Below are 23879 nucleotides of genomic sequence, written 5' to 3'. Positions count from 1 at the left end.
CGACTGCTCCCGCATCTGGTCCGGGTACTTCCTCGGCGCTGCCATAGCTCCGACCCTTCCGTGGGTTCAGAGCCTCCACCAGACCCGGGGCGGTTCAAAGCCCCTGCGCCGGCCTGACCCTCTACGCCGTCCTCCGCGAACTCCAGACCCTCCTCGGCATCTGGACCGGCGCCTGCCACACCTGCCAACGCCCCTACCCAGACACAACCTAACAAAGCCCTACTAGGCTAGTGACCGTATCTCGCCTCGACGAGATGGTTGAACCTGCGCACCCGTTTCGTCGCTGACCGTAGGTGTCCACTCAGCCACAGCATCATGCAAGCAAGGCGGCCTCAAGCTCCGATGCTGGCTCGAATCGCGACCTCTGCGGCGGACAATGCTAGCTTCTCCGCGAAGGCCAACGCCCACTTTCCCGCGGCCGCGAGATGCTCTTTCATGCTCTTTTCGTCGCCGGCACGAGCGGCCTCCTCGGCCTGTCGCACATGCTCCAGCCGTTCCTTCTCCTGCTCAGATCGCACGCCGGGAGCGAGTGAATCCCGCAGCTCAGCGAGTTCCTTCGCAAGCTCCCGCAGGCTCATGCCGGACTCGATCGACTGGCTGTTGTCGGTGTACGTCGCCCCGACGACCGACTCGCCGGCGAAGTTCCCCCTCATGTCGCCCTGCGAGGAGAAGCTCACAGATCGGTTCGTGGTCATGGTGTCTCCTTGTTGGTTGGTGTTCGTGATGTAGACGGGCGGGGCGTGGTCGCGGATGTCACGCCGCAGTCGGTCGATCTCCACGCCGAGCCTTTCCTCGATGTCACGACGACGCCGAGTGGCCAGGAGCAGCAGCTCCATGCTGCCCATATCCGCCTGACCGACGACGACTCCTCGCAAGCCGTTCCGAATTCCGAGGTCCGTACTTTCGGTCCATCGATCTCGAGCCGCCCGGAGGTTGGCGTCACAGCCGGTCCAGTCCTTCCTGTCGATGGCCCGCTCCGCCTCGATCCATGCTGCCCAGCCCTGGTATAGGCACAATTCCTGGCTCCTGATGTCCCGTTGGATCTCTGGAAGATCGGCGCCGACCACGCGATCGAGCCACCGCTCGCCCAATCCCACAGCGTCCTCCGCCGACTTGGCTGCTTCCTCGAAGTCGTTCTTCTGAACGAAAGTAAAAGCTGCGGACACGGCCCTCAGTACCCGGGCATAGGTATGGCGGTCTGCCAACTCCGAAAGCAGATTCTCCTGGAGCACGGCATCTCGGTAGCCGGTCGTGTTCTGCTCGCGCAACCTCCTGATCTCGTGGTCGTAGCGCGCGGCTGCCTCACGGAACTTGTCGTGCGCGGACTCGTAGCGGGCACCCCGGAAAAGGGCGAGAGCATCGAGGAAGTCACGGTTCATGCGGGCGAGAGACCAGCGATCGGAGCCGACCGGGGAATAGGGCAGCCCGCTCTTCGCCAGCTCCTCGAACCGGTCGACAGCCTCCTGCAGCGCGACCTTGGCCTCCTGAAGGTCTCCGAGAGCGAGCTGTTGGCTTGCCTCGTACTCAGCCTGAATCCCGAGGGTGAGCAGCAGGAAGCCGTCTACCCGATCTCGTCTGTCTGTGAGCTCCTCCCGGTCCGGACTCGGCCCCGGTGTGAGCTCGGCGAGCTCCCGGTGAGTGATCCGCAGGAGAACCCGGTTGAGCTCGACCACCTGCCCGATCGCAGCGGCCGCTCCCCCGAAATCGTGACACCTTGCGTGTCCGGCGGCTCCGGCGATGAAACGCGTCTCGAGCTCGACCTCGAGCGCGAAGTAGGTTCGGTACTCCTCCATCGACAGTCTTCGCCGACCCTCGAACCACGAGACCTGCTCCTCCAGGTCGTCGGGGGTGAGTGCCGAAGCGACCAGGTCAGTCATGATCGTCGCCAGACGCCGGGAACTCCTCCACCACGAAGGGCTCGCCAGGCTGTGAGCGCCGGACCCAGATCCGAGTGCCCGGGGCCGGGTCGTGCTCGACGAGATACCTGTTCAAGGGAACGCGGACGAGCCGGTCCAGCAGCGGACTGCGGATCTGTCGGGCGCCGAAGGCCATTCCGTGCTCGGTGACCTGCTGAGCGATCGCGCGCTCGAGCGGGACACGATCGATGACCAGGTCGAACCCCCGCGCCGACGAGGAGGCGACGAGCTGCCGGAGGAACTTGTCCACGATCCCCGCCACGACTTGTTCGCGCAGGATGTCGAAGGCCACGATGCCGCTGCCAAGCCTCCCTAGCAGTTCCGGTCGGCCGAGCTGCTCGGAGAAGTACCTACGGACGGCCTCCTCGAAATGCTGCGCAATCACGGTATAGCTCGGCGGCGCCGTGCTGAACCCACGGAGCAGGCGAGGCAGCTCGTTGGCTCCCACGTTCGAGGTGAATATCACGATCGAATGCGAGAAGAACGCAGTCCGCCCTCGTCCGTCAGTGAGCCGGCCGTCATCGATGACTTGGAGGAACTTGTCCATCAGGCGGGGGTGCGCCTTCTCGATCTCGTCGAAGAGGATCACGCTGAAGGGACGTTCCATCATCCAATTGGTGAGGACACCACCGGACTCGTGCCCGAGGTAGCCGGGAGGCGCGCCGATCAGCCGCTCGCTCGCGTGCTCCTGGCTGAACTCACTCATGTCGAAGCGCCGGAGCGCAGTCTCGTCGTCGAACACGATCTCGGCGATCGCCTTGGCGAGCTCCGTCTTCCCAACCCCGGTCGGACCCACGAAGAAGAAGACGCCCTTCGGGCGCGTAGCCGATTGATCCCCCTCACTGTGGAAGTCGACGCCACCACGCGCGTTCGCGAGAACGTCGGCCACGGCATCGACGGCGTGAGGTTGGCCCACCACCCGCTTGCTCAGAAGTTCCTTCGCCTCGCGGACGCGACTGATGTCGAGCTGTTCCCAGGGATCCTCACGCAGGCCGAAGCGGTGACGCGTGACGAGTCGGCGCGGCGACGTGACCGGGATCTTGGTCATTTTGGAGGTCGCCCTCAGGCCGCGGATGTCGACAAGCGTCATGCCTTCGGTAAGACCCGCGATTCTGATTGCCGCTGCCGACGCTTCCGATGGAGTCAGCCCGGACCCACCCGTCAGTTGGTTCAGCATCGACCGGACGAAAGCTGCGCGCTCGTCCGCTGTCGGCCGCCCGACCTCTATGGTCGCCACCTGCGGACTGCCCGACCGTACCCACGGCGGAACGGCCTGCAGTTCATTGACCACGAGAACGAGGCGGTTGCGGATCGACTCTCCGGGCAATGGCGAGGGTGCCCAGGTGGCCTCTGCGAAGATCTTCGCCAGCTGGACGAGGTTGCCCTGATGATCTTCTGTGCCTACCGCGTCGCGGCCGAGAATGATGTCCGCCTGGTTGATCACCACTGCGCACGGACGCTCGGTCTGGCAAAGCAGGCGGCGGGCGGCCGTCAAGAAGTCAGACGTCGTCCGTATGCAGGGGTCCTGTGCTGCAGCAGCGCGGGAATGAAGGGGGTCGGCCGAGACGGCGCACAACGTCAACGGTTCGGGGTGCGGGGTGGCTTGCGTACCGGGGGCGCCACCCCTCCGCAGGGTGTCCTGGAAGAAGTCGCGGCTCGCACTGTCCGTGTAAGTCAAGCCGTCGACCAGGTCGAAATTGCCGACCGCGGAGAACCCGGTGACGTGCAGAAATCCTGCGATCGCGTCCCGGAGCGGGTGGAACGTGGTGTCCCAGCACACGAGGTCGTCAACATTTCCGTGAAGGAGCAGATGCTGGTCCCGTGCGATCGACGAATACGCGCGCCCGAACCAACTCGACGCCAAGGGGGCGCTCACGGCGCTTCCTTGGGCCGCGGCATGGGCACCTCGGCCCTGCGCCGCCGGTGTGGCTCCCCGCCACCGTCGCCGTCCCAGGAGACCTTGCCCGGCAGATAGCCGCTCGTCCGCAGCGAATCGTTGAGCCGGTCCGCGAGGCGTTGGAGGGAGGAACAGTCCCGCGCGGGCATCGACGGGCTTCTGGCGAAGACTTCGCCCGGTCGGATGTAGTCGACGCGGTGCGGATCTGCTCCGCCGCCCTCACCAACGACGACCGTGAGCTCTGCACCGCTCAGACGCCGAGCGTGTACGGAGATCGTGCCGTTGGCCGTCTCCGCGAGGGTGGCGGGATCCACGGAGTAGCCCAGCTCGGGGAGGGCCTCGATGATCGCCCCGAGCATCTCCCGCCGTGCGACAGTGCGGTCGATTGCGGTGTCGAGCTCCTGCTCAGCCTCGGCAAGCCGCGCATCGATGCCTCTCACCAGGACCTCGACAGGTTCAAGCGGACCACCTCGAAGCTTCCTGGCCACCGCCTCGATCTCCCGTTCGAGAATCTCCAGGTCCTCCGTCACCACGCGAGCTGCCGTGGCGTCTGCCAAGAGACGTGCATGGCGGGCCTGCAACCGATCGAGCTGGATGGCAAGACCGTCCATCCGGCGAGCGTGGTCCGCTGCGGCCCTGACTTCGGCCATGCTCTTCGCACCGAGCTCCTCGGGCCGCCGGATGGCCTGCAGGATCAAGTCGGTTTCGATCACCAGCAGCTCCTCCTCGGTTGCTGCCCTGAGCGCCGCCTCCTGCTTGCGTTCCAGCGCCTCACCGTTCTCGGGTCTCGGCGAGCTACGCAGGAGGGAGTCAATCTGGTCAGCGACCCGGCGTCGCCGCTCGTCGAGCCGTGCTGTGGCGTGCAGTGCCTGCACCTCCCGGCGGGCACGTTCGCGCTCGGCTCTCTCGTCGAGCATCCTCCGGACCCGTGCGAGACTCGCGCGCACCAGGCTGTACTTCGGGGATCTACTCATCAGGCATCTCGCGATTCGACGAGGTCGGCTGCAGCGGCGAGGGCCTCACGGAAGCCAGGCGTGTGCGGTACACCCAACCATTGGGCCTCGCCGTCCGGGCCGATCTCGATCTGGAGGCCGGCGGGATCGTCCGGTTCGGTGAGAACATCGAGATGCCGGTCGGTCAGGACATGTAGTCGCTGGTTGGTCGAAGCACGCCAACGGAGCGGGGCGTGCCGACTCCTGACATACGGCCCGTCAACGAGCAGGTCGACGAGGCCGAGCAACTCGCGCTGCGCAGGGCTCCCTCGGCGGAGCGCCTCCAGGGTGTAGCCGGTGTAGCAGCAGAGCGAGAGATCGCGGCTCTGCCGGATCTGGCGTACGAGGGCAACGAGTCCAGCAGCCTGAGCGAAGGGTTCGCCACCTGACACCGTCAGCCCGTCCACAGCGAAACTGACGATGTCCAGAACGAGGTCGTCCACCGCGAGCCGCTTCCCGCCGGTGAAGGCCAGCCACTGCGGGCTGACGCAGCCGGGACACCGGAACGGACAGCCCTGAACCCAGAGCGCGTACCGGTTGCCGGGCCCGAGGACATGGCATGAGCGGTGCGTCGCAGCGACGACCAAGCCTTCCGTCTCCCTCATCATCGTGCCGCCAGCACGATGATGACGATGACAGCGATGACTGCGATCACCACCCAGGTCAGAACGGCCGCGCTCGAGATCGGGGACGGCTTGTCGGAACGGTCGGGAGCACCGGACCCCGCAGTATCCGGGGTCGGAGCGGAGCGAGTGGTCGCACCTGCGCCGGTCGCAGTCGCGGTCGATCTTCCCCTCGCGGAGCTCCGCCTCGGAGTCGGCGGCCGCGGTACGGCGTGCCCACCCGGGCGCGAGCCTGGCTGGTGTCCCAGCCGGCGAACCGTCCCTGCGCGCGTCGGACCCAGGGCGAGTGGGAACGAGTCGCCCCAACCATGATCGATACGTTCGCACCACACGCATCTCCCGAGTCCACGATGGTGGAAGTGGTTGGCGTTGACCCGGCAGGTGCTCAGTTCCGACTCGAGGCGTCCGAGGGCTTCCGCCCACTCGCCCGCTGCAGGTCGCGCCTCCGGATCGCCGTGGCCCGGACCGAAACACGCGCGGGCGAGAGCCAGGACAGCCGGTGAGAGGACGTCGGGTGTGATCAGGTCGGGAACCTTGACCAGCCTCTCGGGAAAGACGAGTCGATTGTTCTGGGCGGTGATGTTCTCGCGCGTGTCGGAGTCGCCGTCGACGCGGGAGACCGGGACGCCGTGGAACGGGTGTTGTCCCTCCATCAGCATCTCGCAGACAAGAATAGCCAGCCCGAATTCGTCATGTGCTTCATCGAGATCGCGGCCGCTCCCGATCTCGGGCGGGCAGTAGTCCGGGGTCAGTTTGCTGCAGGAATGACGCGCTCCCGTCCTCGGATCGGAGAACTGGACGGTGTCGCAGTCGATCAGGGTCACCAGGCCGGCTGAGTCGACCATGATGTTCGCAGGACTGACATCCCCCATCACGATGTCGTGCTGGTGGAGGGTGTCCAGCAGCTTGGCAGTTCGTCCGGCGATACCCACGAGAGAGCGCCAGGTCGGCTCGCGCATCGAGATGAACCTCATGTCAGGCTCGAGGAGCTTCGTGAGCCGCTCACCCTCGATCCGGGGCATCACGAACCCCCGCGTCTCACCGTTCTGGTCGACCAACCTCTCCAGCGGCCACGCGAGGTGCACATGCTCGCTGGTGTCACCTCGCAGCTCAGCTGCCGGATGGTGCTTGAGCGCCTCCAGTCGGCGCTCCAGCGCCGGCGACGGGTCGAAATAGAGCTTCGCGCAGAGGTCGTCGGTGCCGACTATCTCCCGGACAACACCCTCCGCGCCCTTGCCCAACGAGCCACCGAGTTCGATGGTCCGACCCTTCGGCAGTCGAAGTATCGTTCCGGACATCGATCACTCCTGCACCATGATGATCATCGTCTTGTCATCGCCGGACGACTTCACGAACGGGTCGGACGCGAGCACGCTCGCCAATTCGTCCCCACCTGCTGAGGCGAAGTGGTCGAAGTAGCGAACGAAGTCCTTGGGCGCGGTGTACCAGAGGACGTCGTCGGCATCCCTCCGATAGGTCAGCAGCGCCTCGTACAGGCCATCGGTGGCCAGCGCGATGCCGCGGATCCCGGCGTCCCAGACCAGACCGGTGCTGCAGTGTTCCTGCCGAGAGTCCGAGGTCATGAAGACCGTCGCACCCCCGTGCTCCCGGACCTCCGCCACAGGCGACAGCAGGAACGCTCCGCCTGGCCGCCGATCTACGACCAGGAAACAGTCGCCCACCGCGATGTAGGCGAGCCACGGCGGCGCGGAGACGACGGCGAGCAGCGTCGAGGCGTAGTCTCCGAGTTTGATCTGTTCCCGGCCGAGGCCCTCGTTCCGCCGGTCCTGCTCGATCCGCATCGAGAGGTTGCCGTCGAAGTTGTCGAGTACGGTGGTCCTGAGGCATCCGCACGCACGACGCCAGCCGACGGCGTCGGTCGGGAGGGATGTGCCGAAGACGGATCTCGCTGCCTCGATGCCGGATCGGACCGCGAGCATGGCGCCTACTTCGGAGCGAGCACGAGACCCGGCTCCGTCGGCGACAACGGCCACCGTAGCGCCGCTGGGCAATACCTCCGTCCCGAACCCGTCCTGATTCGGCGCGCCGGCCTTTGAGTGTCCAGGGCCGACGACGGATCCCTCGACGATCCGCCAGCCAACTGCGGCCCGCTGCCCGCTCATCTCAGGCCTTGCCCTCGAGGAACTCGCGCATGCGCGCGTAGCGGTCCATCTGCTCGTTCACGATGTCGTAGGCCTGATCTGCCGGCATGTCGTGCACCGAGGAGGCCGCGGCCGCTTCAATGCTCGTCGAGACGAGCGACAAGACTTCGGCGAGTCGGGCGTCGGCAAGGAGACGCCAAGCGCGCGGGGCCAGTCCACGTAGGACGAACTCGTCCGCGCCGTCGACACCAAAGGCGAAGAAGAGGAGGTGCCGACCTTCCTCCTGCCGTCGGATGACTGGTGCGAAGTCGCGCCATGCGCTCGTCGGGTGACCGTTCTCGTCCGTCGGAATGCCATCGGTGATCAAGTAGACGAGTGACCGGTTCAACAGCGAGAAGCCATCTCTTCGAAGTTGCTGACGCCGAGCAGCAAGCACGTCGAACGCGTACTGCAGCCCGTCGATCATCGGGGTCACGCCGCCCGCCGTCAACGGCGGCGGGTCGAACTGGGAGACGGGGACGTAGGCCTGATCGGGGTCACCGGACAGATCGACGAGCTTCACGTGTCCCTGACCGAACGTGATCATGGCGATCTCGCCGAAGCGGCGGACGACGTCGTCCTCGACGAGCTGCTGCCGCCAGTCCTGGAGCGCGGCATTGAGCTCGGTGATGCGCTCGCCCTCCATGGAGCTCGACGTGTCCACCACCAGGGTGAGCAGTAGACGGCTCTTGGCCGCTTGTACCGGCAGGTCGCTCAGGCCGGTGGCCGGTCGGTTCACTGTGCTGTCTCCTGTCGTCAACTGCGAGCTCGCCTGCGGACGATGACGGCCTCGCCGCCTGTGCCGATGACGTCGACTTCCTCGTTCGGCGCCAGAACCTGAGCCGACTCTCCTTCGACGGCCGACCACATGACGATTCCGTCGACCTCGGTGTAGCCCCCAGCCGCGCTTACGAAGGTGCGTGTGAGCGGACCTGTGGGAGCGGGACGAACCTGCGGTGGCGGCGTGCGCGCGGGTGGGGTTGGTCGCCGTGAGGGGGCGCCTGTTGCCGGTACACGCGAGGTGTTGATAGAGCCGTACGGCGTCGCCGGGGTGGGCTTCCCCCACGGCGACGTGTTCGACACCGGATTCCGCCTGTGCGCCGTTCGCGGTCCGGGCAACGCGCCGACGGCGGCGCCCAGGACTGCAACGAGGACGGTAAGGAAGCAGCCGGCCAACAAGGCCGCCAGAAACCCCGTCACCGGATGGTCGATCGTCAACGCCGCTGTCTGTCCGTCGGTCGACACGGCGCTCCTGTCGTCGCCGAGGTCCTCGGCCACCTTGCCGAGTGATCGGGAAGTACTGACGATGAGGGCGTGTCCAAGTCGCTTCTGCAGCGCGCACTCGGGATGGTCATCGACTTCCATCTCGCCGTCCGGACACTCGAATCCCACAGACGCCTGCGGAATGAGAAGCACCACTGAATCAGCGCTGGCGGCAGCCGCTTCGTCCAACCGCCTCTCGACCTCCTCCGGCTCAGGCCTGTCCCGGAGGTTGATGACGGACGTCCGTGAGGTCGCGGGTCCCGCGATCATCGAGGCCACGGCCACGAGGGCCGTGGCTGCGACCAGTACGCCTCCGAGCCACAGAGACAACCGCCGCTTTGTTGACATCCTGCGCACAGCCCCTCGTCTCATCGCCGCCACAGATCTTCGGAAGGCCTCATCACGCCCGCATGACCCCTGAGAAGTGGCGTACACGGCTTGATACGGAGGGTGCCTAAGTGGGGCGGCGTCGGGACCCGGGGAGAAGTACGTATTGCGCCTTCAGCTATGCACCACACACCGTCACCAGATTTGACGGGTCTCGGCATCACGCCCGATCACGCAGCTGAGTGCCCGCGCCTTCGCAGTGGACCAATGCCCAGGTTCGGATGTCGCGTCACGTCACGACGCTCGTCAGGCCGGTGCCCGAGTCTCGACGCGCACTGCCTCCTCGTCGTGGACGACCACAACAGCGGGTCGATAACCTGCTTCGCCGAGATCGGTGACGAGAAACCAGCGGTCGTTGGAGTAGGTCAACAGCCGCGGACCCGTGTAGCGGTAAGTAGGACCTCCGTCCGAGTTCGGTACCCGCGCTGCGGTGACCAGGGATCCCCCGCTGAGATCGATGGGCTTTTCGCTGTAGATCGTCACCAGAGGCATGCTGCCGGGATCGGCGGCGAGGTCGCGGGCCGCACCTGTTCCCAAGGTGCGTGCGTAGGTCGTGGCCGCCCAGAACGCGGACAGGGCCAGAACGAGCACGCCGACGACGGCAGCGGCGCGCGGAAGCGGCGCAGGCCGTCCGGGCACGCCGGCGCCGAAGCGCAGCAGCATCGTTGCGCCGAGCGCCAGCAGGCCGGCTCCGGCAATCGGCGGGACAGCCGCGATGACGGCGTAGGCCCGGGCCGTGAGCAGGGCGACGACTACCAGGACGATTCCAACACCGGCTAGGCCCAGACGTATGCGCCGGCCCCACACTCCGAGCTCCTCACGGGCGAGGACGAGCGAGATCACCCAGTCGACGGTCACGAGCGCGCAGCAGACCAACGCGAGGACGAACACGGACGCGGATCCGACGTCCGCGCTCTGCAGTGTGAGGTCCTGCGGGCTGAAGCCGAGCAGCCCGGACTTCACGCCGAACCAGTCATAGAAGGCGCGGGTTCGGACCCATCCGACATAGACGAGGAGACCGGTCAAAACCGTCAGCGGTGTGAGGAAGCTGGACAGAAGCTGCAAACGCGCGGCGCTTCCGCCGCCAGTCGCTGCCCGCGCCACAGCCGACTCGCTCACGTGCCGCCACCCGAGGGCGGTACATAAGCCTTCGATGTTGGTGGAGCGGTGGTTTGCGTAGGTGGCGGCGTGGTCCTTGCAGTCGTCGTGCACGGCTCGGACGGGCAGTCTCTACGAGCTATCGGCGCCGGCAGTTGGACAGGCACGACGGGAACGGTCTCGGGTGTCACGGCGGTAGACGTCGCTGCAGCCGTAGTAGCAACAGCCGGTGTGGTCGGAGGCTGAGCAGCGTGGGTCCGGCCGTTCGCAGCCGGCGCCCGTGTCTCCTCTCGTGTCACGGTCGGCTGGTCGGACTCGGGCGAAACGCTACCTGTCGAGGAGGACGGTGGCGTCGGCGTCACCGCAGGATGGAACGAACCACGGGAGTCCGCTTCGGCAGCGGGCCCGCACCCTGCGCAGAGGAAAACTGCGCTGCTGATCACGGTGAGAATGACGACGCGCATGGAGACCCCCACCTCGGGGAACGGGGAGCGCCCGAGGTGAGGAAGTGGTCGCCCTGCGTATCCGTGGCGTTACGGCACCTTGCGTGTTGGAGGATCTCACCTCCCCCACCCCACGTCCGGCAGCCTCCTGACGAGCGGGTGTTCCGGGTCCACCCCCCGCACCCCGTCCCGCATCAGCGCGAGCTCGCGAGCAGCCGCTGAAAAGTGACCGCGGCGCATCAACACCCCGGCAAGGTGCATCCGGGCGACGAGGGTGTCGAGGTGCTCCTCCCCCAGCTCCCGAATCCGCCGGTCGAGGACGTCCCGGAAGATCGTCTCGGCGGCGGGGAGTCGCCCCTGAAGGAGGTGGACCAGCCCGAGGGCGTCGAGGCTCCGCATGGTCTCCACCTCGTGCGGCCCCAGCACCTCGGTGTGCAGATCCACTGCGGCAGCCGAGGCGCGCGCAGCCGAGTCGAGCCTGCCGTCGAGCCGCAGCAGCCAGGCGGTCAGCGAGGCGCAGCGGAGCTCGTCGGCGCCGACCTCCCGGGTCAGCGCCTCGAAGCGCGGCAGCAGATCGAACGCCTCCGCCCGGCGGCCGGCGAGCCCGAGCACCCAGATCCGTCGGTAGAGCGCGGCGAGGGAGTGGGGATGGTGCTCCCCCAGCACCCGGACGGTGTCCTGCAGAACCCGTGAACTCTCCGCGAGGGCCGTGGACACCCGCCCTGCGGTTCCGACGACCCACACCAGCTGCTCGCGCGTCGCAAGAGTGTCCGGATCACCAGGCCCGTACACCCGGTTCCGCACGGCGTGGATCTCCTCCAACGCCGCCTCCGCCGCCGCCAGACGTCCGGACAGCGCCTCGACGACGGCAGCCCCGTGCCGAATCTCCAGCACCAGCCGGTCCTCGTCGCCGAGCAGCATTGCGGCGTGCGGAGCCAAGCGCGAGAACCGGGCCCGGGCGTCGGCGAGCCGCCCCCGCCGGGTCACGACCCTAGCCAGGTAGTAACGCGTCGTCAGGGTAGCCAGGTGATCGTCGCCCAGCACCCGCCGTCGATCGGCCAGCAACGCCTGCAGCTCCCGGTCTGCCGCCTGCACCCGCCCGCTGCGCAGCAACGCCCACGCCCGGTAGGAACGGCTATCCATCGTGTGCGGATGGCTGGACCCCAGCACCTCCCGCCGACTCCGCACCACCCCCGCAGGTCCTCCTCGGCCTTGCGCGCGTCGCCGAGCGCCAGGGTGAGCCGGGCGAGCGTGTGGCGGGTGCGCAGCGTGCGGGCGTGGTCGACGCCGAGCACCTTCTCCTGGTCGGCGAGGAGGTCGGAGTAGGCGTCGACGGCGTCGTCGAAGCGCAGCTGCCGCATCGCGACCCAGGCCTGCCGGACCCGGACCATCAACGTCATCGAATGCGTCGCGCCAAGGGGCTCCAACTCCTCGCAGAGCGAGGCGAACAGCTCCCGGGCCTCGTCCAGCCCCTCCTTGCCGAACGCGTCCTGCGCCAGCAGGCAGCCGAGCCGGTAACGCGAGTTGTGCACGTCGAGGTGCGCGCGGGTGCCGTGCAGCTCCTCCCGTAGCCGCACGAGCGCGCGCAGCTCCTCCTCCGCCTCGACCGGGTTGCCGGCCATCCCCGTCACCCAGGCCAGCCGATGCCGAGTCGCCAGGGTCTCGCGGTGGAGGGGGCCGAGCAGCTCGGTCCGCTCCACGAGCACCCCGATCAGCCGGCGCGCGGCCGCGTCGAGCTCGCGCTGCTCCGCGAGGACCCAGCCGAGGAGGTACTGGTCGCGCAGGCATGGCCGCTCGGCGGGCCTGCGCTCGTGCTGGTCGGGGAGGCGGGGCTCGGCAAGACGACCACGGCCCGCGCGGTGGCCGCACACCTCGGCGGGCGCAACCGCGCGATCTGCGTGACCGCCCACGACCTCGACGACGTCTGCGACGGGCTGCGCCGGGTCGCCCGCCTCCTCGGCGCGCCCACCCGCCGGCTCGACCTCGCCCTGCGGCCCGTCGACCCGGCTGTGCGGGCCGAGGCGCTCTGGACCGCCGTCGTCCATCGTGTGCGGGGGCTCGACCCGCAGTCGGGGGCGAGGATCGTCCTCGACCGGCTTCCCACGCCCGCCCGCAGCGGTTGGGCGGAGCCGGCGCAGCGGTTGTCCTCGCTGCTCGGGGGCCTGCCGCTGGCCCTGCGGGGTGCCGGGGAGGCCGCGGCGTCGGGTGGCACCGCGCGGTTGGAGGAGATGCTCGCGGACCTGGACCCGAGTGCACTGCCGGGCGGCGACGCCGTCGCGGCCACCTTCGAGGTCTGCCTCGACGCGGTGCCGGGCGAACTCCGGGACCGGGCCGAGGGCCTGCTCGGGGTGCTCGCCCGGTTCCACCCGGACGAGCCCCTGCCCGCCGCTGTCGTACCCGAGGACCCCGAGGCGCTCGACGCGCTCGTGCGGGTGGGGCTGCTCGACCGTCGTGAGGCGGCCGACGGCACCACGGTGGTCCAGCTGCACCACGGGTTCGCGGAGCTGGCACGCCGGAACGCGCCGGCCCGGTCGCACGCCCAGGCCGTCGTCGCGCTGGCAGCGCGAGCTCGGCGCGCTGCTGACCTTGGGGCTGACCTGCAGTGCGCGTGCCGCGTCGGCCCAGCCGGCTCCGTCGTGGGCGAGCCGGTGGTCGACGGCGGCGCGCAGGGTGTCCGGCATGGTGCGCAGAAGCGGGTCGAGACGGCCGGTGGGCTGGTCGCGAAGGGCGTCGACGAGATCGACCTCGGCGAGCCGGGCCTGCTCGCGGGCCTTCTGCACCTCGGCGGCCAGGGTCAGCGCGGCCCGGTCGCGCCCGGGGCGCCAGGCCGTGAGCTGCTCCCCGAGGACGAAGTAGCAGCGGGTGACGAGGTAGCCGGGCACGGCCCGCCCGCCGGGCCGCCACCGCCCGCCGACGACGTCGTGCCGCTTGAAGCGGGCCAACGCGTGCGCCACGGTGGCGTCGAACAGCTCGCTCCGCTGGGCGCCGTCGGTGCGGAGCATCTCCCCGTCCTCCGGTGTGAGCCACAACGGGTGCAGCCCGGCTCGCCTGCGGTGGACGTTGGCCTCCGTGACCAGCGTGTGCCGCAGGAACTGCTGGTGCATGGTGGCCAGGGCGTAGCGGGCGAGGTGCTCGGCCACCCCGTCCCAGCCCGGCCCGCTCGCCCCGCACCCCCGCAGCACCGCGACCGCCTCCTCGTCGCCGATGCGACACAGGAGGCATCGGCACCACTGATCCGGTTCCTGCTTCCGCTCGTGCACGTTCACGGACGCCTCCCCGCAGGTGTCCGGGGGCGTCCACCGCGTCGCCCGCGCCGACCTTTCGCCTTGCCGCGCACTCCGTCCTACGGGCGCGGAGGACCCGGTCCCCTCGCGATCCGCAGAAAAGTGTGGGCAGACGTCCGACGCGTGCGGTGTCGGGCGATCACCCGACACCTACCTCCCTGGCCACCCCCACCGCGGTCGCACGACCACGATCAGCATCCGCTCCCGCCGCGGCGAGTCGCGCGCCACAATCACCCGCAGCGCCCCGCACGCCTCCGCAATCACCTCGGCCGCGGCGGCGAAGTCCTCACGCCTGGTACCCAGACGACAGAACGCGGTGACGACGACGGCCTCGCCACACGGCCGGGCATTGACCAGCAGCGGGAGGTTGCCGGACCGGTTCTCCAACCCGGCCCACACGCACCCGACACGCACCCGGTGCAGCACGACGAGCGCGAGCACCTCCCCCGCCACCCGTTCTCGCGCGGGCCCAAACAGCAAGGACAGCGCGACTGTTCCGACGGTGGTGACTGGCGCGACCCACCCGAACTCGGACCAGAGCACGCCGAGCCCGCCGAGCAGAGTCAGCTCGCGCCACCAGCGGGCGAGGGTGGCGCCGGGCGCGAAGCGAAGCCGACGTTCGGGCTCGAGCCGCCGCAGGTCACGGGGACGGCTGGGGACGGGCCGGCAGGACTCAGAGGGGTGGGCCATCTGCGCCTCCGCACTCGACGCGACGGCCAGGTGAGCCGTCGTGGAGTGCTAGGGCGCGCTGGTGTTGTTCCCCCTCGGAGACACGGGCGGGATCCGGTGACCTGGTCTTCTCCGGATCCAGCGCGGCGGTGCTCAGTCGAGCAGCGCGAGCGCGCGCTCCCCGCGCGAGGGCAACGCAGGCTCGTCCACCCGCCCGATCAGGTCGGGCCGGTGCAACAGATTTCGGCTGGGTCTTCCTCCTGCCCACCAGGGCGGGTGGAAGACGGGGAGCCCGTCCTCCATCATGATCGTCCATTCGCCGCGATGGACGAGGCGATGATGCCTCGGACATAGGAGCACCAGGTTCTCCAGGCAGGTGGAGCCGCCCTTCGACCAGTGTTCGATGTGGTGCGCCGCCGTCCACTGGGCCGGGATGGAGCAGCCCGGCTGAGCACAACCTCCGTCGCGCTGCTCCAACGCCCGCCGCAAGGCCGGGGTCACCAGCCGAGAGCGCCGCCCGACGTCGAGCGGTTCACCCCGCGACCCCAGCACGATCGGCACGATCGCCGCGTCGCAGGCCCACCGCCGCGCGTCCTCCGCCTTGATCGCCGAGGCCAGTGTGCCGTCCCCAAAGCTCAGCAAGCCGGCACCGGAGCCCCGAAGCTCCGTCAGCGGAATCGTCACCGTGACCTGCGGCCGCGCGCCGCCGTCGATCGGCAGGGCCCCGGAGTCGAGCATCCGGCGGCACAGCTCGACCAGCGCGTCGCCCTCCCGCTCGGCGATCGACCGGGGATCCGGCCTCCGCTCGCCCGGCAGGTGCTCGCATCCGGTCTCCTCGCACTCGCCCGGGCCGTGCTCGGGCACCAGCTCAGACAGCGGAGACAGCGCCGTGCGAACAACCGCCGCGGACTCCCGGTCGAACCAGCCGCGCGCCTCGAACCCCTCCCCGCGCGGCATGAACCGAAGCCGAGTCCGCGCCGGCGCGCCGTCCCGCGGCCGGGGCCCGTCCGGGTCGAGCAGTGCCAACGCGTGCTTCCCCGCCCGCCGCAACGCCTCCGGGTCGAGGGTGCGCCCCAGCTCGGCGAGGTCCCGCTCCAGTGGCTTGCGGTGGTCGGCCTCGAGATGCGCGGGCAGCGCGGCGATCGTCTGCTGAATCACCCGCACGTGCTCGAACGAGATCTCCGCGGCGGCGAGCCCGAGCGCCGTCGACGGCAGCTCGGCCGGTAGCTCCTCTCCCAGCAACGACCGCTCCGGCACCACCGCCCGCGCCGCCCGGACCCGCGCCCTGGCCACGGCTACGGGCACCCGCTGCACCGACTGCAGCATGTCCGCCGTGTCCCGGTACCCGTGTTCGGGAGCCAGCCCGCGCGACTCCAGCTCGGCCACCGCCGCGAGCATCCGCGCGTCGATCGCGTTCCGCGCCAGCTGGGCATCGGCGACGGCCGCGAGGAGCTCCTCGTGCGCCATCTCCGCCCAGCCGGTCACGTCCAAAGTGTATCGAACACATGTTCGAGAATCAAGCTCTGGCTCAGCCCTCGGCGCAGCGCCACCCACCCGTCCGCCGACGACCGACGCACTCGAGAAGTCCCGCCCTGAGCGCCGCTGCTGTGAGTGACGCGAGCGGGTGGCGATCGCCCTGCTACGGGTTCTGGCGGGGCGGTTGCCGGCAGTCGGCCAGGCCGATGTTGTCGACGAGCTGCTGGTGCGCGAGCGAGGAGACCCCGCTGCCGAAGCCGGGCCCGGCCATGGAGCTCACCGCCGCGCCGGCGCAGTTGTGGTCGCCGGCTGCCGCTGGAACGGCGGCGGCTGCGACCGCCGTCGTACCGATCGTCGACGTGAAGATCGCCGAAAGGATCAGCCCGGCCTGCACACTTCTCCGCATTCGTCACTCCGCATCTGACTCAACCCTCGGACCGCGCGCCCGCACGACCCGTGCCTCAGCATCGCGTCCGCCAGTGACACGGGTCTGTACGTAGATCTCACCCTTGCCCGAGTCCGACGGCTCGTCATCCGGCCCCGGCACGACCGCCGTCTGCTCGACCTCCGTGCGTAGCGTGAGGAGCCCTCACGACGACCCATAGCCCCTCAGGACGAGTGGCGACGACCGAGGGCCCGGTAGCTCCACCCCGCGGCTTCCCACTTGTCGCGGTCGAGCGCGTTGCGCCCGTCGAGCACCCGCTTCTGCCTGACGACCTTGCCGAACGCCACCGGGTCCAGCTCGCGGAACTGCTTCCACTCGGTCAGCAGCAGCACCGCGTCAGCGCCCTTGGCCGCTTCCTCCGGGGTGTCGGCGTAGTCGATCTGCGGCCACTGCTTCTTGCAGTTCTCGATAGCAGCCGGATCGGTCAGCACGACGTTCGCGCCCTGAAGCTGCAACTGCGCGGCGACGTTTAGCGCCGGCGAGTCCCGGATGTCGTCGCTCTCCGGCTTGAACGCCGCCCCGAGCACCGCCACCCGTTTGCCGAGTAGCGAACCGTCGAGCACCTCACGCGCCAGCTCCACCATCCGGATCCGCCGACGCATGTTGATGTTGTCCACCTCCCGCAGGAACGTCAGCGCCTGGTCCGCGCCGAGCTCACCGGTCCGCGCCATGAAGGCACGGATGTCCTTGGGCAGGCAGCCGCCGCCGAACCCCAAGCCGGCGTTGAGGAACTTGCGGCCGATCCGGTCGTCGTAGCCGATCGCGTCGGCAAGCTGCTTGACGTCCGCCCCGGTCGCCTCGCACAGCTCGGCCATCGCGTTGATGAAGGAGATCTTCGTGGCAAGGAACGAATTGGCTGCCGTCTTCACCATCTCCGCGGTGGCATAGTCAGTCACGACCTTGGGCGTCCCCGCCGCGACAATCGGCGCGTAGACCTCGTCGAGCAGCGCCTCCGCGGTCGGGCCGGTCTCGTCCTGCGGGATGCCGTACACCAGCCGGTCCGGGTGCAGCGTGTCCTGCACCGCGAACCCCTCGCGCAGGAACTCGGGATTCCATGCCAGAGCCGCGCCGGGCACCTTCTCGACCACGAGTTCCGCAAGCCTCGCGGCGGTGCCCACAGGCACCGTCGACTTCCCCACCACCAGCTCACCCGGCTGAAGCACGCCGAGCAGCGACTGGGCCCTGACCCCGTTTCGTGGACACGCTGATCCCCGCACCGTCGGGGGAAGCGAGATGATGTCTGACCATGGCCCGCAAGAACTACTCCGACGAGTTCCGTCGGCAGGCCGTCGAGCTGTACGAGTCCACGCCCGGGGCGACGGTGAAGGGCATCGCCGCCGACCTGGGAGTCGAGCGGACCACGCTGGCGTTGTGGCTCGACAACCTCGGCACCGGCACGCGCACCGCCCCCGACGGGACCCGCAGCCGAAGCGCGCGTTCGGTGCGTGCGCCGCGCCAGAATTCCGGTGCCGTGTCCGAGGCGGATGAGACGCCCGAGCAGCGCCTGGCCCGCCTCGAGGCCGAGAACACCGCGTTGCGGGCGGAGAAGACCAAGCTCGAGACCGAGCGGGAGATTCTTCGCCAGGCGGCCAAGTATTTCGCCGGGGAGACGAACTGGTGACCCGCTTCCAGTTCGTCGCCGACCACTCCGACACGACCTCCAGCCCGCGCCCGGGCTGGACGGTGAAGCGGCTCTGCGCACTGCTCGACGTGCGACGCTCCTCCTTCTACGCCTGGCTCGCCGCCGCCCCGACTCGCGCCGCACGCACCGCGGCCGATACCGCCTTGGCCGAGCGGATCCGCGCCGTGCATGACGGCGACCGCACGTGCGGGCGGCCGCGGATCACCGCCGAACTCAACGACGGCGTCGAGCCGGCTGAGCGGGTGAACCACAAGCGGATCGGACGGGTCATGCGCGAGCACGGCATCGCGGGCTATCGCAGGCGCCGCCGGGTGCGCACCACCATCCCCGAGCCCGCCGACACGACGGTGCCCGACCTGCTCGGACGCGACTTCACCGCGCAGGCTCCGAACACCGTCTACGTCGGCGACATCACCTACCTGCCCCTGGCCGACGGGCGGAACCTCTACCTGGCCACCGTGATCGACTGCTACTCCCGCAGGTTGGCCGGGTGGGCGATCGCCGACCACATGCGCACCGACCTCGTCGCCGACGCCCTGCTCGCCGCAGCCGCGGACCGCGGCAGCGTGGCCGGGGCGATCTTCCACTCCGACCACGGCTCGGTCTACACCAGCCGCGTCTACGCCGAGCTCTGCGACCGACTCGACGTCCGGCGGTTGATGGGCGCGGTCGGGTCCAGCGCCGACAACGCCCTCGCCGAGTCGTTAAACGCCACCCTGAAACGAGAAGTGCTGCAGGACAACGCGTTCTGGCCCGACGAGACGACCTGCCGCCGCGAGCTGTACCGGTGGCTGACCCGCTACAACACCCGACGCCGCCACTCCTACTGCCGCTACCAGACCCCGAACACCTACGAGGCGAGCTACGCCGCTACCGTCCCGGAAGTCGCGTAATCCAGCCCGTGTCCACTATCCGGGGTCAAGGCCCACTCGACCGCGACCTCCACGTACTGCAGGTCCGCCGCGTACTCGCCGCGCTTCTGTGGCGTCCCGACACAGACGAAGTGGATCTGGCACCCCGCCGCCTCCGCCAGGTCGGAACTGAACCGCAGCCGCCCCGAGCCGAGCGACGTGGTGAGCAACTCCTCGAACTCGGGCTCGAAGAACGGCGCGCGGCCCGTCGCCACAGCCCGATCTTGGAGGCGTCGACGTCGACGCCGACCACCTCGTGTCCGAGCTCGGCCATGGACGCTGCATGGACGGCGCCCAGGTAGCCGCAGCCGATCACCGATAGCTTCATCCAGTTCCTCTCGCGCGCACTTCACCCGGACTATCGCTCACCTTCGACTGCCGGCGCGCGCAGCCTAGAGCGAGAATTCCCACACCGCGCGTCACAGCGCATCTCGTGACTACGTCGAACGCCACTCGCTCGTACTGCATTCGGACTGAAGCATGTGTATCATCCGTCACCTGGCAGCCTGTTCGTGGCGATGGACGACACGGAGGTGTTCGGAGTGCGTGGCTACTGCCGTGTGATGCTCACGCACACCTTGTAACACCCGCGCCCGAGCGGCCGACGGACCCGATGCTCCCCAGCGAAGGTCCGCCGACGACGTCGAGACCTGTCTCTTCAGCACGCTCCCCACCTGTTCTTGGAGTCTCCCCTTGCGCATCGCCATGATCGGCACCCGCGGCGTTCCCGCGCGGTACGGCGGCTTCGAGACCGCGGTCGAGGAGATCGGGCTCCGCCTGGTCAAGGCGGGCCACGAGGTGCGCGTGTACTGCCGGGGGGACGACGACTCAGCCGAGTACCTGGGGATGCACCGCGTCCGGCTCCCGGCGATGAAGCACCCCGTCACCGAGACGTTGAGTCACACAGCGCTCTCGGTCGCACACCTGCTCCGCCATCGAGCGGACGTCGCTCTGGTCTTCAATGCCGCCAACGCTCCGCTCCTGCCGGTGATCAGAGCCGCACGGATTCCCGTCGCTGTCCACGTCGACGGTCTGGAATGGAAGCGGGCGAAGTGGGGCCCCAACGGCCGCCGCTACTACCTCGCGAACGAACAACTTTCCGTGGCACTCGCCGACGAACTCATCGCGGACGCCGTCGGGATTCAGGACTACTACCGCGAGCGCTATGGGGCGCAGAGCATTTTCATCCCCTACGGCGCTCCCATTCAGGAGCACTGCGATTTCGCGCGGCTGCGCGAACTTGAGCTCGACGCCCGCGGTTACCACCTGGTCGTCGCGCGCCTCGAGCCCGAGAACCACGTCGACGTCATCATCGAGGGCTACCTGCAGAGCAAGGCCACCAAGCCGCTCGTCGTGGTCGGCTCCGTCCCGTATCCGAGTGACCACCAACGCCGCATCCGGGAACTCGCCGCGACGGATGCGCGGGTCAGGCTCGTCGGCGGTGTCTGGGATCAGGACCTGCTCGACGCGCTCTACGCCGGCGCCGCGAGCTACCTCCACGGCCACTCCGTAGGGGGCACGAACCCCTCGCTCCTGCGTGCGATGGGAGCCGGCGCCAACGTCATCGCCTGGGACGTCAACTTCAACCGAGAGGTCCTCGGCGCGTACGGCAGCTTCTTCGCGCGTCCCCAGCAGCTGGCCGAGCGCATCGACGCGACCGAAGCCGACCTTCCGGCGGCCGAGGCCAACGGCGTCGGTGCGCGCGAGCGCGCGGCAGAGGCTTACGGCTGGGACGACGTCGCACTCGAGTACGAGCAGCTTTGCGTCGATCTCCTGAACCGCACCCGTTCCCGACGTCACCGCACCCGAATCTGAGAGAAGACATGCGGATCCTGGTCACCGGTGGAGCCGGCTTCATCGGCTCCAACTACGTCCGTCACGCCTTGACCGGCGCCTACCCCGCCGTCGAGTCTGCTGAGATCGTCGTCCTCGACGCCCTGACGTACGCAGGGACGATGACCAACTTGTCCGAGGTCGCGGAGTCTCCTCGCCTTCGGTTCGTGGAAGGCGACATCCGGGACGCGGCTCTCGTCTCCGAGACGATGCGCGGCACCGACGTCGTGGTGCACTTCGCCGCGGAGTCCCATGTCGATCGCTCGATCACCGGCGCCGCCGACTTCGTCTCGACGAACGTGGTCGGCACCCAGGTCCTCCTGCAGGCCGCTCTCGACGCGGGCGTGGGGAAGTTCGTTCACGTGTCGACCGACGAGGTCTACGGCTCGATCGACGAAGGCTCCTGGCCTGAGGACCATCCCCTCCAGCCGAACTCGCCGTACTCCGCGTCGAAGGCGTCGTCGGATCTCCTCGCCCGCGCCTACCACCGGACGCACGGCCTGCCGGTGTGCATCACCCGGTGCTCGAACAACTACGGGCGCCACCAGTTCCCGGAGAAGGTCATCCCGCTGTTCGTCACCAACCTGCTCGATGGCAAGAAGGTCCCGCTCTACGGGGACGGGCTGAACGTGCGGGACTGGCTCCACGTCGACGATCACTGCCGCGGCATCCAGCTGGTCGTCGAGGGCGGCCGGCCCGGCGAGCTCTACAACATCGGCGGCGGCACGGAGATGACAAATCGGGACCTCACGTACCGCCTCCTCGCCGCGGTGGGGGCCGACGAGTCGATGATCGAACCGGTCGCCGACCGCAAGGGTCACGATCGCCGCTACTCCGTCGACTGGTCGAAGATCGCCGACGAGCTCGGCTACTCGCCGCAGGTCTCGATCGCCGAGGGCCTCGTCGACCTCGTGGACTGGTACCGCACCCGTCGCGACTGGTGGGAGCCGCTCAAGGCCGGAAGCGCGGTGGCGCGATGAAGGCTTACGAGCTCGGCATCCCCGGGGCCTGGGTCTTCGAGCCCCCGGTCTTCCCCGACAACCGCGGCCAGTTCGCGGCGCCCTTCCAGGTCGCTGCGTTCCGCGAGGCGCTCGGCTTCGACCTGGTTCTCGGGCAGGTCAACCAGAGCATCTCCGCTCGCGGCGTGATCCGCGGTGTGCATTTTTCGGATGTGCCGCCCGGCCAGGCCAAGTACGTCTCGTGCGCCCGCGGGTCCCTCGTCGACGTCATCGTCGACATCCGTGTGGGCTCCCCGGCCTTCGGCGTTGTCGAGACGGTGGAGATGGACCCGACGAGCGGCCGGTCTGTCTACCTCGCGGAGGGGCTCGGCCACGCCTTCGTCGCCCTCGAGGACGACACGACGATGACCTACCTCTGCTCGACGGGCTACAACCCCGGCAGTGAGCACGGGATCTCACCGCTCGACCCCGAGCTCGGCATCCCGTGGCCGAAGGGACTCCCCCAAGTCCTCTCCGAGAAGGACACCCAGGCACCGACGCTGGCCAAGGCCCGCGAGACCGGCCTCCTCCCCTCGTGGGACGCCTGCCAGGAGCTCTACCGCTCGCAGCGGGAAGGACAGCGATGAAGGGCATCATCCTGGCCGGGGGCTCCGGCACTCGCCTGTACCCGATCACTCGCGCGGTGTCGAAGCAGCTGCTGCCGGTCTACGACAAGCCGATGATCTACTACCCATTGTCGACTCTCATGCTCGCCGGCATACGCGAGATTCTGATCATCAGTACCCCGGACGATCTCCCCGGCTTCCGCCGGCTCCTTGGAGATGGCTCGGAGCTCGGCCTGCAGCTCTCCTACGCGGAGCAGCCGTCGCCGGATGGCCTAGCCCAAGCATTCATCATCGGAGCCGACCACGTCGGCGACAATCCTTCCGCTCTCGTCCTGGGCGACAACATCTTCCACGGTCCTGGCTTCAGTAGCCGCCTCGCAGCAAGCATTGAAGGCTTGCGTAGTGGTGCAGATGGCTGCGTCCTGTTCGGATATCCCGTCAGAGACCCCGAACGGTACGGCGTAGGTGAGGCAGACGACAACGGACGCCTCATATCAATCGAGGAGAAGCCACTCAAGCCACGCTCCGACCGGGCGGTAACCGGCCTTTATCTCTACGACGCCCAGGTTGTAGAAATCGCTAGGTCACTCAAGCCGTCAGCTCGCGGCGAGCTAGAGATAACGGACATAAACAGGACCTATCTCAGTCAGGGAACCGCACGCCTCGTCGACCTGGGCCGTGGATTCGCTTGGCTCGATACCGGACTTCACGACTCGCTGCTTGAGGCCAGCCAGTACGTCCAAGTGCTTGAGCACCGGCAAGGTGTCCGCATTGCCTGCATCGAGGAAGTCGCGCTACGCATGGGATTCATCGACTCGGCAAGGTGCTACTCCCTCGGCGAACGTATGGCGAAGTCCCGCTACGGGCAGTACGTGATGTCTGTAGCTTCCTCGGACGCGTTCGCACACGCATGAGCCACCGTCGAGCGCGCAGGCCACAGTCGCCCGACACGAATCTGATAGCGCATCGCGGCACGAACCAGTGGTGACGGGAACAGAAACTCATTATGACGATCCGACAGGTTCTTCTCCTAATCCGCGGCAATTGGGTGCTACTTCTGATCGCAATCGCACTGGGGATAGCCGCAGGTATTGGAGTTCATGCAGTCCGACCCGCTGCCTACACAGCGACGGCAACGCTTTACGTAAGCGCCCAAAGCGGTGATACCCCTCAAGGGGCGTTCCAAGGAGCGCAGCTCTCTCAGCAGCGTGTCACCTCATACGTGGAATTAGTGACAAGTCCGCGCGTAACCACAGAGGTTAAGCGCCGCCTCAACCTTCCACAGACGCACGCTC

At 68.3% G+C, this 23879-nt stretch carries 20 protein-coding genes and 2 pseudogenes; 6 read left to right on the top strand and 16 right to left on the bottom strand.

The annotated features are described in order from the left end of the window. Positions 1–332: 332 nt before the first annotated feature. The 15 genes from PKE99_RS10635 to PKE99_RS10565 form a co-directional block, all read right to left on the bottom strand. On the bottom strand, positions 333–1877 hold the full coding sequence (locus tag PKE99_RS10635) for a hypothetical protein (RefSeq protein ID WP_037045010.1): 1545 nt from the start codon (positions 1875–1877) through the stop codon (positions 333–335). Further along, positions 1870–3792: an AAA family ATPase gene (locus PKE99_RS10630; RefSeq protein WP_051737322.1), complete on the bottom strand. Its 1923-nt coding sequence runs from the start codon at positions 3790–3792 to the stop codon at positions 1870–1872. Before PKE99_RS10630 ends, PKE99_RS10635 begins: the two co-directional genes overlap by 8 nt. Continuing rightward, a complete protein-coding gene (locus tag PKE99_RS10625) occupies positions 3789–4730 on the bottom strand; it encodes a hypothetical protein (RefSeq protein WP_156067512.1) in 942 nt (313 codons plus the stop codon). Before PKE99_RS10625 ends, PKE99_RS10630 begins: the two co-directional genes overlap by 4 nt. A gap of 56 nt (positions 4731–4786) precedes the next feature. Further along, a complete protein-coding gene (locus PKE99_RS10620) occupies positions 4787–5392 on the bottom strand; it encodes a 4Fe-4S single cluster domain-containing protein (protein ID WP_197040595.1) in 606 nt (201 codons plus the stop codon). Positions 5393–5409: 17 nt separating this feature from the next. Continuing rightward, positions 5410–6726, bottom strand: a complete 1317-nt coding sequence (locus PKE99_RS10615) for a protein kinase domain-containing protein (RefSeq protein ID WP_051737321.1) — start codon at positions 6724–6726, stop codon at positions 5410–5412. 3 nt (positions 6727–6729) lie between these two features. After that, positions 6730–7551, bottom strand: coding sequence for a PP2C family serine/threonine-protein phosphatase (locus PKE99_RS10610; RefSeq protein ID WP_081924074.1), 822 nt, complete (start codon positions 7549–7551; stop codon positions 6730–6732). Position 7552: 1 nt separating this feature from the next. Continuing rightward, complete coding sequence (locus PKE99_RS10605) at positions 7553–8308, bottom strand: vWA domain-containing protein (protein ID WP_037044998.1); 756 nt, start codon at positions 8306–8308, stop codon at positions 7553–7555. A 17-nt stretch (positions 8309–8325) separates the two neighbouring features. Next, the gene (locus tag PKE99_RS10600; RefSeq protein ID WP_156067510.1) at positions 8326–9111 is read right to left on the bottom strand and encodes a hypothetical protein; all 786 of its coding nucleotides are present in this window, start codon (positions 9109–9111) and stop codon (positions 8326–8328) included. A 354-nt stretch (positions 9112–9465) separates the two neighbouring features. Continuing rightward, positions 9466–10431 (bottom strand): hypothetical protein, encoded by a 966-nt coding sequence (locus tag PKE99_RS10595; protein ID WP_037044991.1) that lies wholly within the window; start codon positions 10429–10431, stop codon positions 9466–9468. A gap of 446 nt (positions 10432–10877) precedes the next feature. Further along, on the bottom strand, positions 10878–11855 hold the full coding sequence (locus PKE99_RS10590; RefSeq protein WP_344742265.1) for a tetratricopeptide repeat protein: 978 nt from the start codon (positions 11853–11855) through the stop codon (positions 10878–10880). Then, on the bottom strand, positions 11774–14026 hold the full coding sequence (locus PKE99_RS10585) for a tetratricopeptide repeat protein (RefSeq protein ID WP_037044986.1): 2253 nt from the start codon (positions 14024–14026) through the stop codon (positions 11774–11776). The genes PKE99_RS10590 and PKE99_RS10585 overlap by 82 nt, the downstream gene beginning before the upstream one ends. 168 nt (positions 14027–14194) lie before the next feature. Then, the gene (locus tag PKE99_RS10580) at positions 14195–14734 is read right to left on the bottom strand and encodes a hypothetical protein (protein ID WP_037044984.1); all 540 of its coding nucleotides are present in this window, start codon (positions 14732–14734) and stop codon (positions 14195–14197) included. Between the two features lie 132 nt (positions 14735–14866). Beyond that, a complete protein-coding gene (locus PKE99_RS10575) occupies positions 14867–16198 on the bottom strand; it encodes an HNH endonuclease signature motif containing protein (protein WP_051737320.1) in 1332 nt (443 codons plus the stop codon). A gap of 154 nt (positions 16199–16352) precedes the next feature. Beyond that, positions 16353–16583 (bottom strand): hypothetical protein, encoded by a 231-nt coding sequence (locus PKE99_RS10570; RefSeq protein WP_037044982.1) that lies wholly within the window; start codon positions 16581–16583, stop codon positions 16353–16355. A gap of 215 nt (positions 16584–16798) precedes the next feature. Next, complete coding sequence (locus tag PKE99_RS10565) at positions 16799–17851, bottom strand: UDP-glucose dehydrogenase family protein (RefSeq protein ID WP_269322978.1); 1053 nt, start codon at positions 17849–17851, stop codon at positions 16799–16801. A gap of 29 nt (positions 17852–17880) precedes the next feature. On the opposite strand from PKE99_RS10565, the gene PKE99_RS10560 reads away from it, so the two are divergent. Continuing rightward, a protein-coding gene (locus PKE99_RS10560; RefSeq protein WP_156067508.1) for an IS3 family transposase occupies positions 17881–19169 on the top strand; the annotation gives its coding sequence in 2 pieces (ribosomal slippage) (positions 17881–18235 and positions 18235–19169; 1290 coding nt in all). Here the strand turns inward: PKE99_RS10560 and PKE99_RS10555 are convergent. Further along, positions 19139–19461: pseudogene (locus PKE99_RS10555) on the bottom strand (hypothetical protein). The gene PKE99_RS10560 and the pseudogene PKE99_RS10555 sit on opposite strands and share 31 nt — an antisense overlap. Before the next feature lie 419 nt (positions 19462–19880). Between PKE99_RS10555 and PKE99_RS10550 the strand changes: the two are divergent. From PKE99_RS10550 to PKE99_RS39005, 5 genes and pseudogenes are all read left to right on the top strand, one after another. After that, entirely contained in the window at positions 19881–21002 is a 1122-nt protein-coding gene (locus PKE99_RS10550; protein ID WP_037044971.1) for a DUF1972 domain-containing protein, read from the top strand. 8 nt (positions 21003–21010) lie between these two features. Next, entirely contained in the window at positions 21011–22000 is a 990-nt protein-coding gene (gene rfbB, locus PKE99_RS10545; protein ID WP_037044968.1) for a dTDP-glucose 4,6-dehydratase, read from the top strand. Continuing rightward, positions 21997–22605, top strand: coding sequence for a dTDP-4-dehydrorhamnose 3,5-epimerase family protein (locus tag PKE99_RS10540; RefSeq protein ID WP_037044966.1), 609 nt, complete (start codon positions 21997–21999; stop codon positions 22603–22605). The genes rfbB and PKE99_RS10540 overlap by 4 nt, the downstream gene beginning before the upstream one ends. Then, entirely contained in the window at positions 22602–23498 is an 897-nt protein-coding gene (rfbA, locus tag PKE99_RS10535) for a glucose-1-phosphate thymidylyltransferase RfbA (RefSeq protein ID WP_037044963.1), read from the top strand. Before PKE99_RS10540 ends, rfbA begins: the two co-directional genes overlap by 4 nt. Positions 23499–23590: 92 nt before the next feature. After that, positions 23591–23839: pseudogene (locus tag PKE99_RS39005) on the top strand (Wzz/FepE/Etk N-terminal domain-containing protein); the annotation flags it as partial. Positions 23840–23879: the final 40 nt, after the last annotated feature.

The sequence above is a fragment of the Pseudonocardia halophobica genome, assembly GCF_027922425.1.
Taxonomy (GTDB): domain Bacteria; phylum Actinomycetota; class Actinomycetes; order Mycobacteriales; family Pseudonocardiaceae; genus Pseudonocardia; species Pseudonocardia halophobica.
This window is presented reverse-complemented; position numbering and strand designations above follow the sequence as displayed.

Bases quoted from the DNA above. Each gene is read 5' to 3' on its own strand.
- PKE99_RS10635 (WP_037045010.1), bottom strand. From the start codon at position 1,877: ATGACTGACCTGGTCGCTTCGGCACTCACCCCCGACGACCTGGAGGAG.
- PKE99_RS10625 (WP_156067512.1), bottom strand. From the start codon at position 4,730: ATGCTCGACGAGAGAGCCGAGCGCGAACGTGCCCGCCGGGAGGTGCAG.
- PKE99_RS10615 (WP_051737321.1), bottom strand. From the start codon at position 6,726: ATGTCCGGAACGATACTTCGACTGCCGAAGGGTCGGACCATCGAACTC.
- PKE99_RS10610 (WP_081924074.1), bottom strand. From the start codon at position 7,551: ATGAGCGGGCAGCGGGCCGCAGTTGGCTGGCGGATCGTCGAGGGATCC.
- PKE99_RS10580 (WP_037044984.1), bottom strand. From the start codon at position 14,734: ATGGCCCACCCCTCTGAGTCCTGCCGGCCCGTCCCCAGCCGTCCCCGT.
- rfbB (WP_037044968.1), top strand. From the start codon at position 21,011: ATGCGGATCCTGGTCACCGGTGGAGCCGGCTTCATCGGCTCCAACTAC.
- PKE99_RS10540 (WP_037044966.1), top strand. From the start codon at position 21,997: ATGAAGGCTTACGAGCTCGGCATCCCCGGGGCCTGGGTCTTCGAGCCC.
- rfbA (WP_037044963.1), top strand. From the start codon at position 22,602: ATGAAGGGCATCATCCTGGCCGGGGGCTCCGGCACTCGCCTGTACCCG.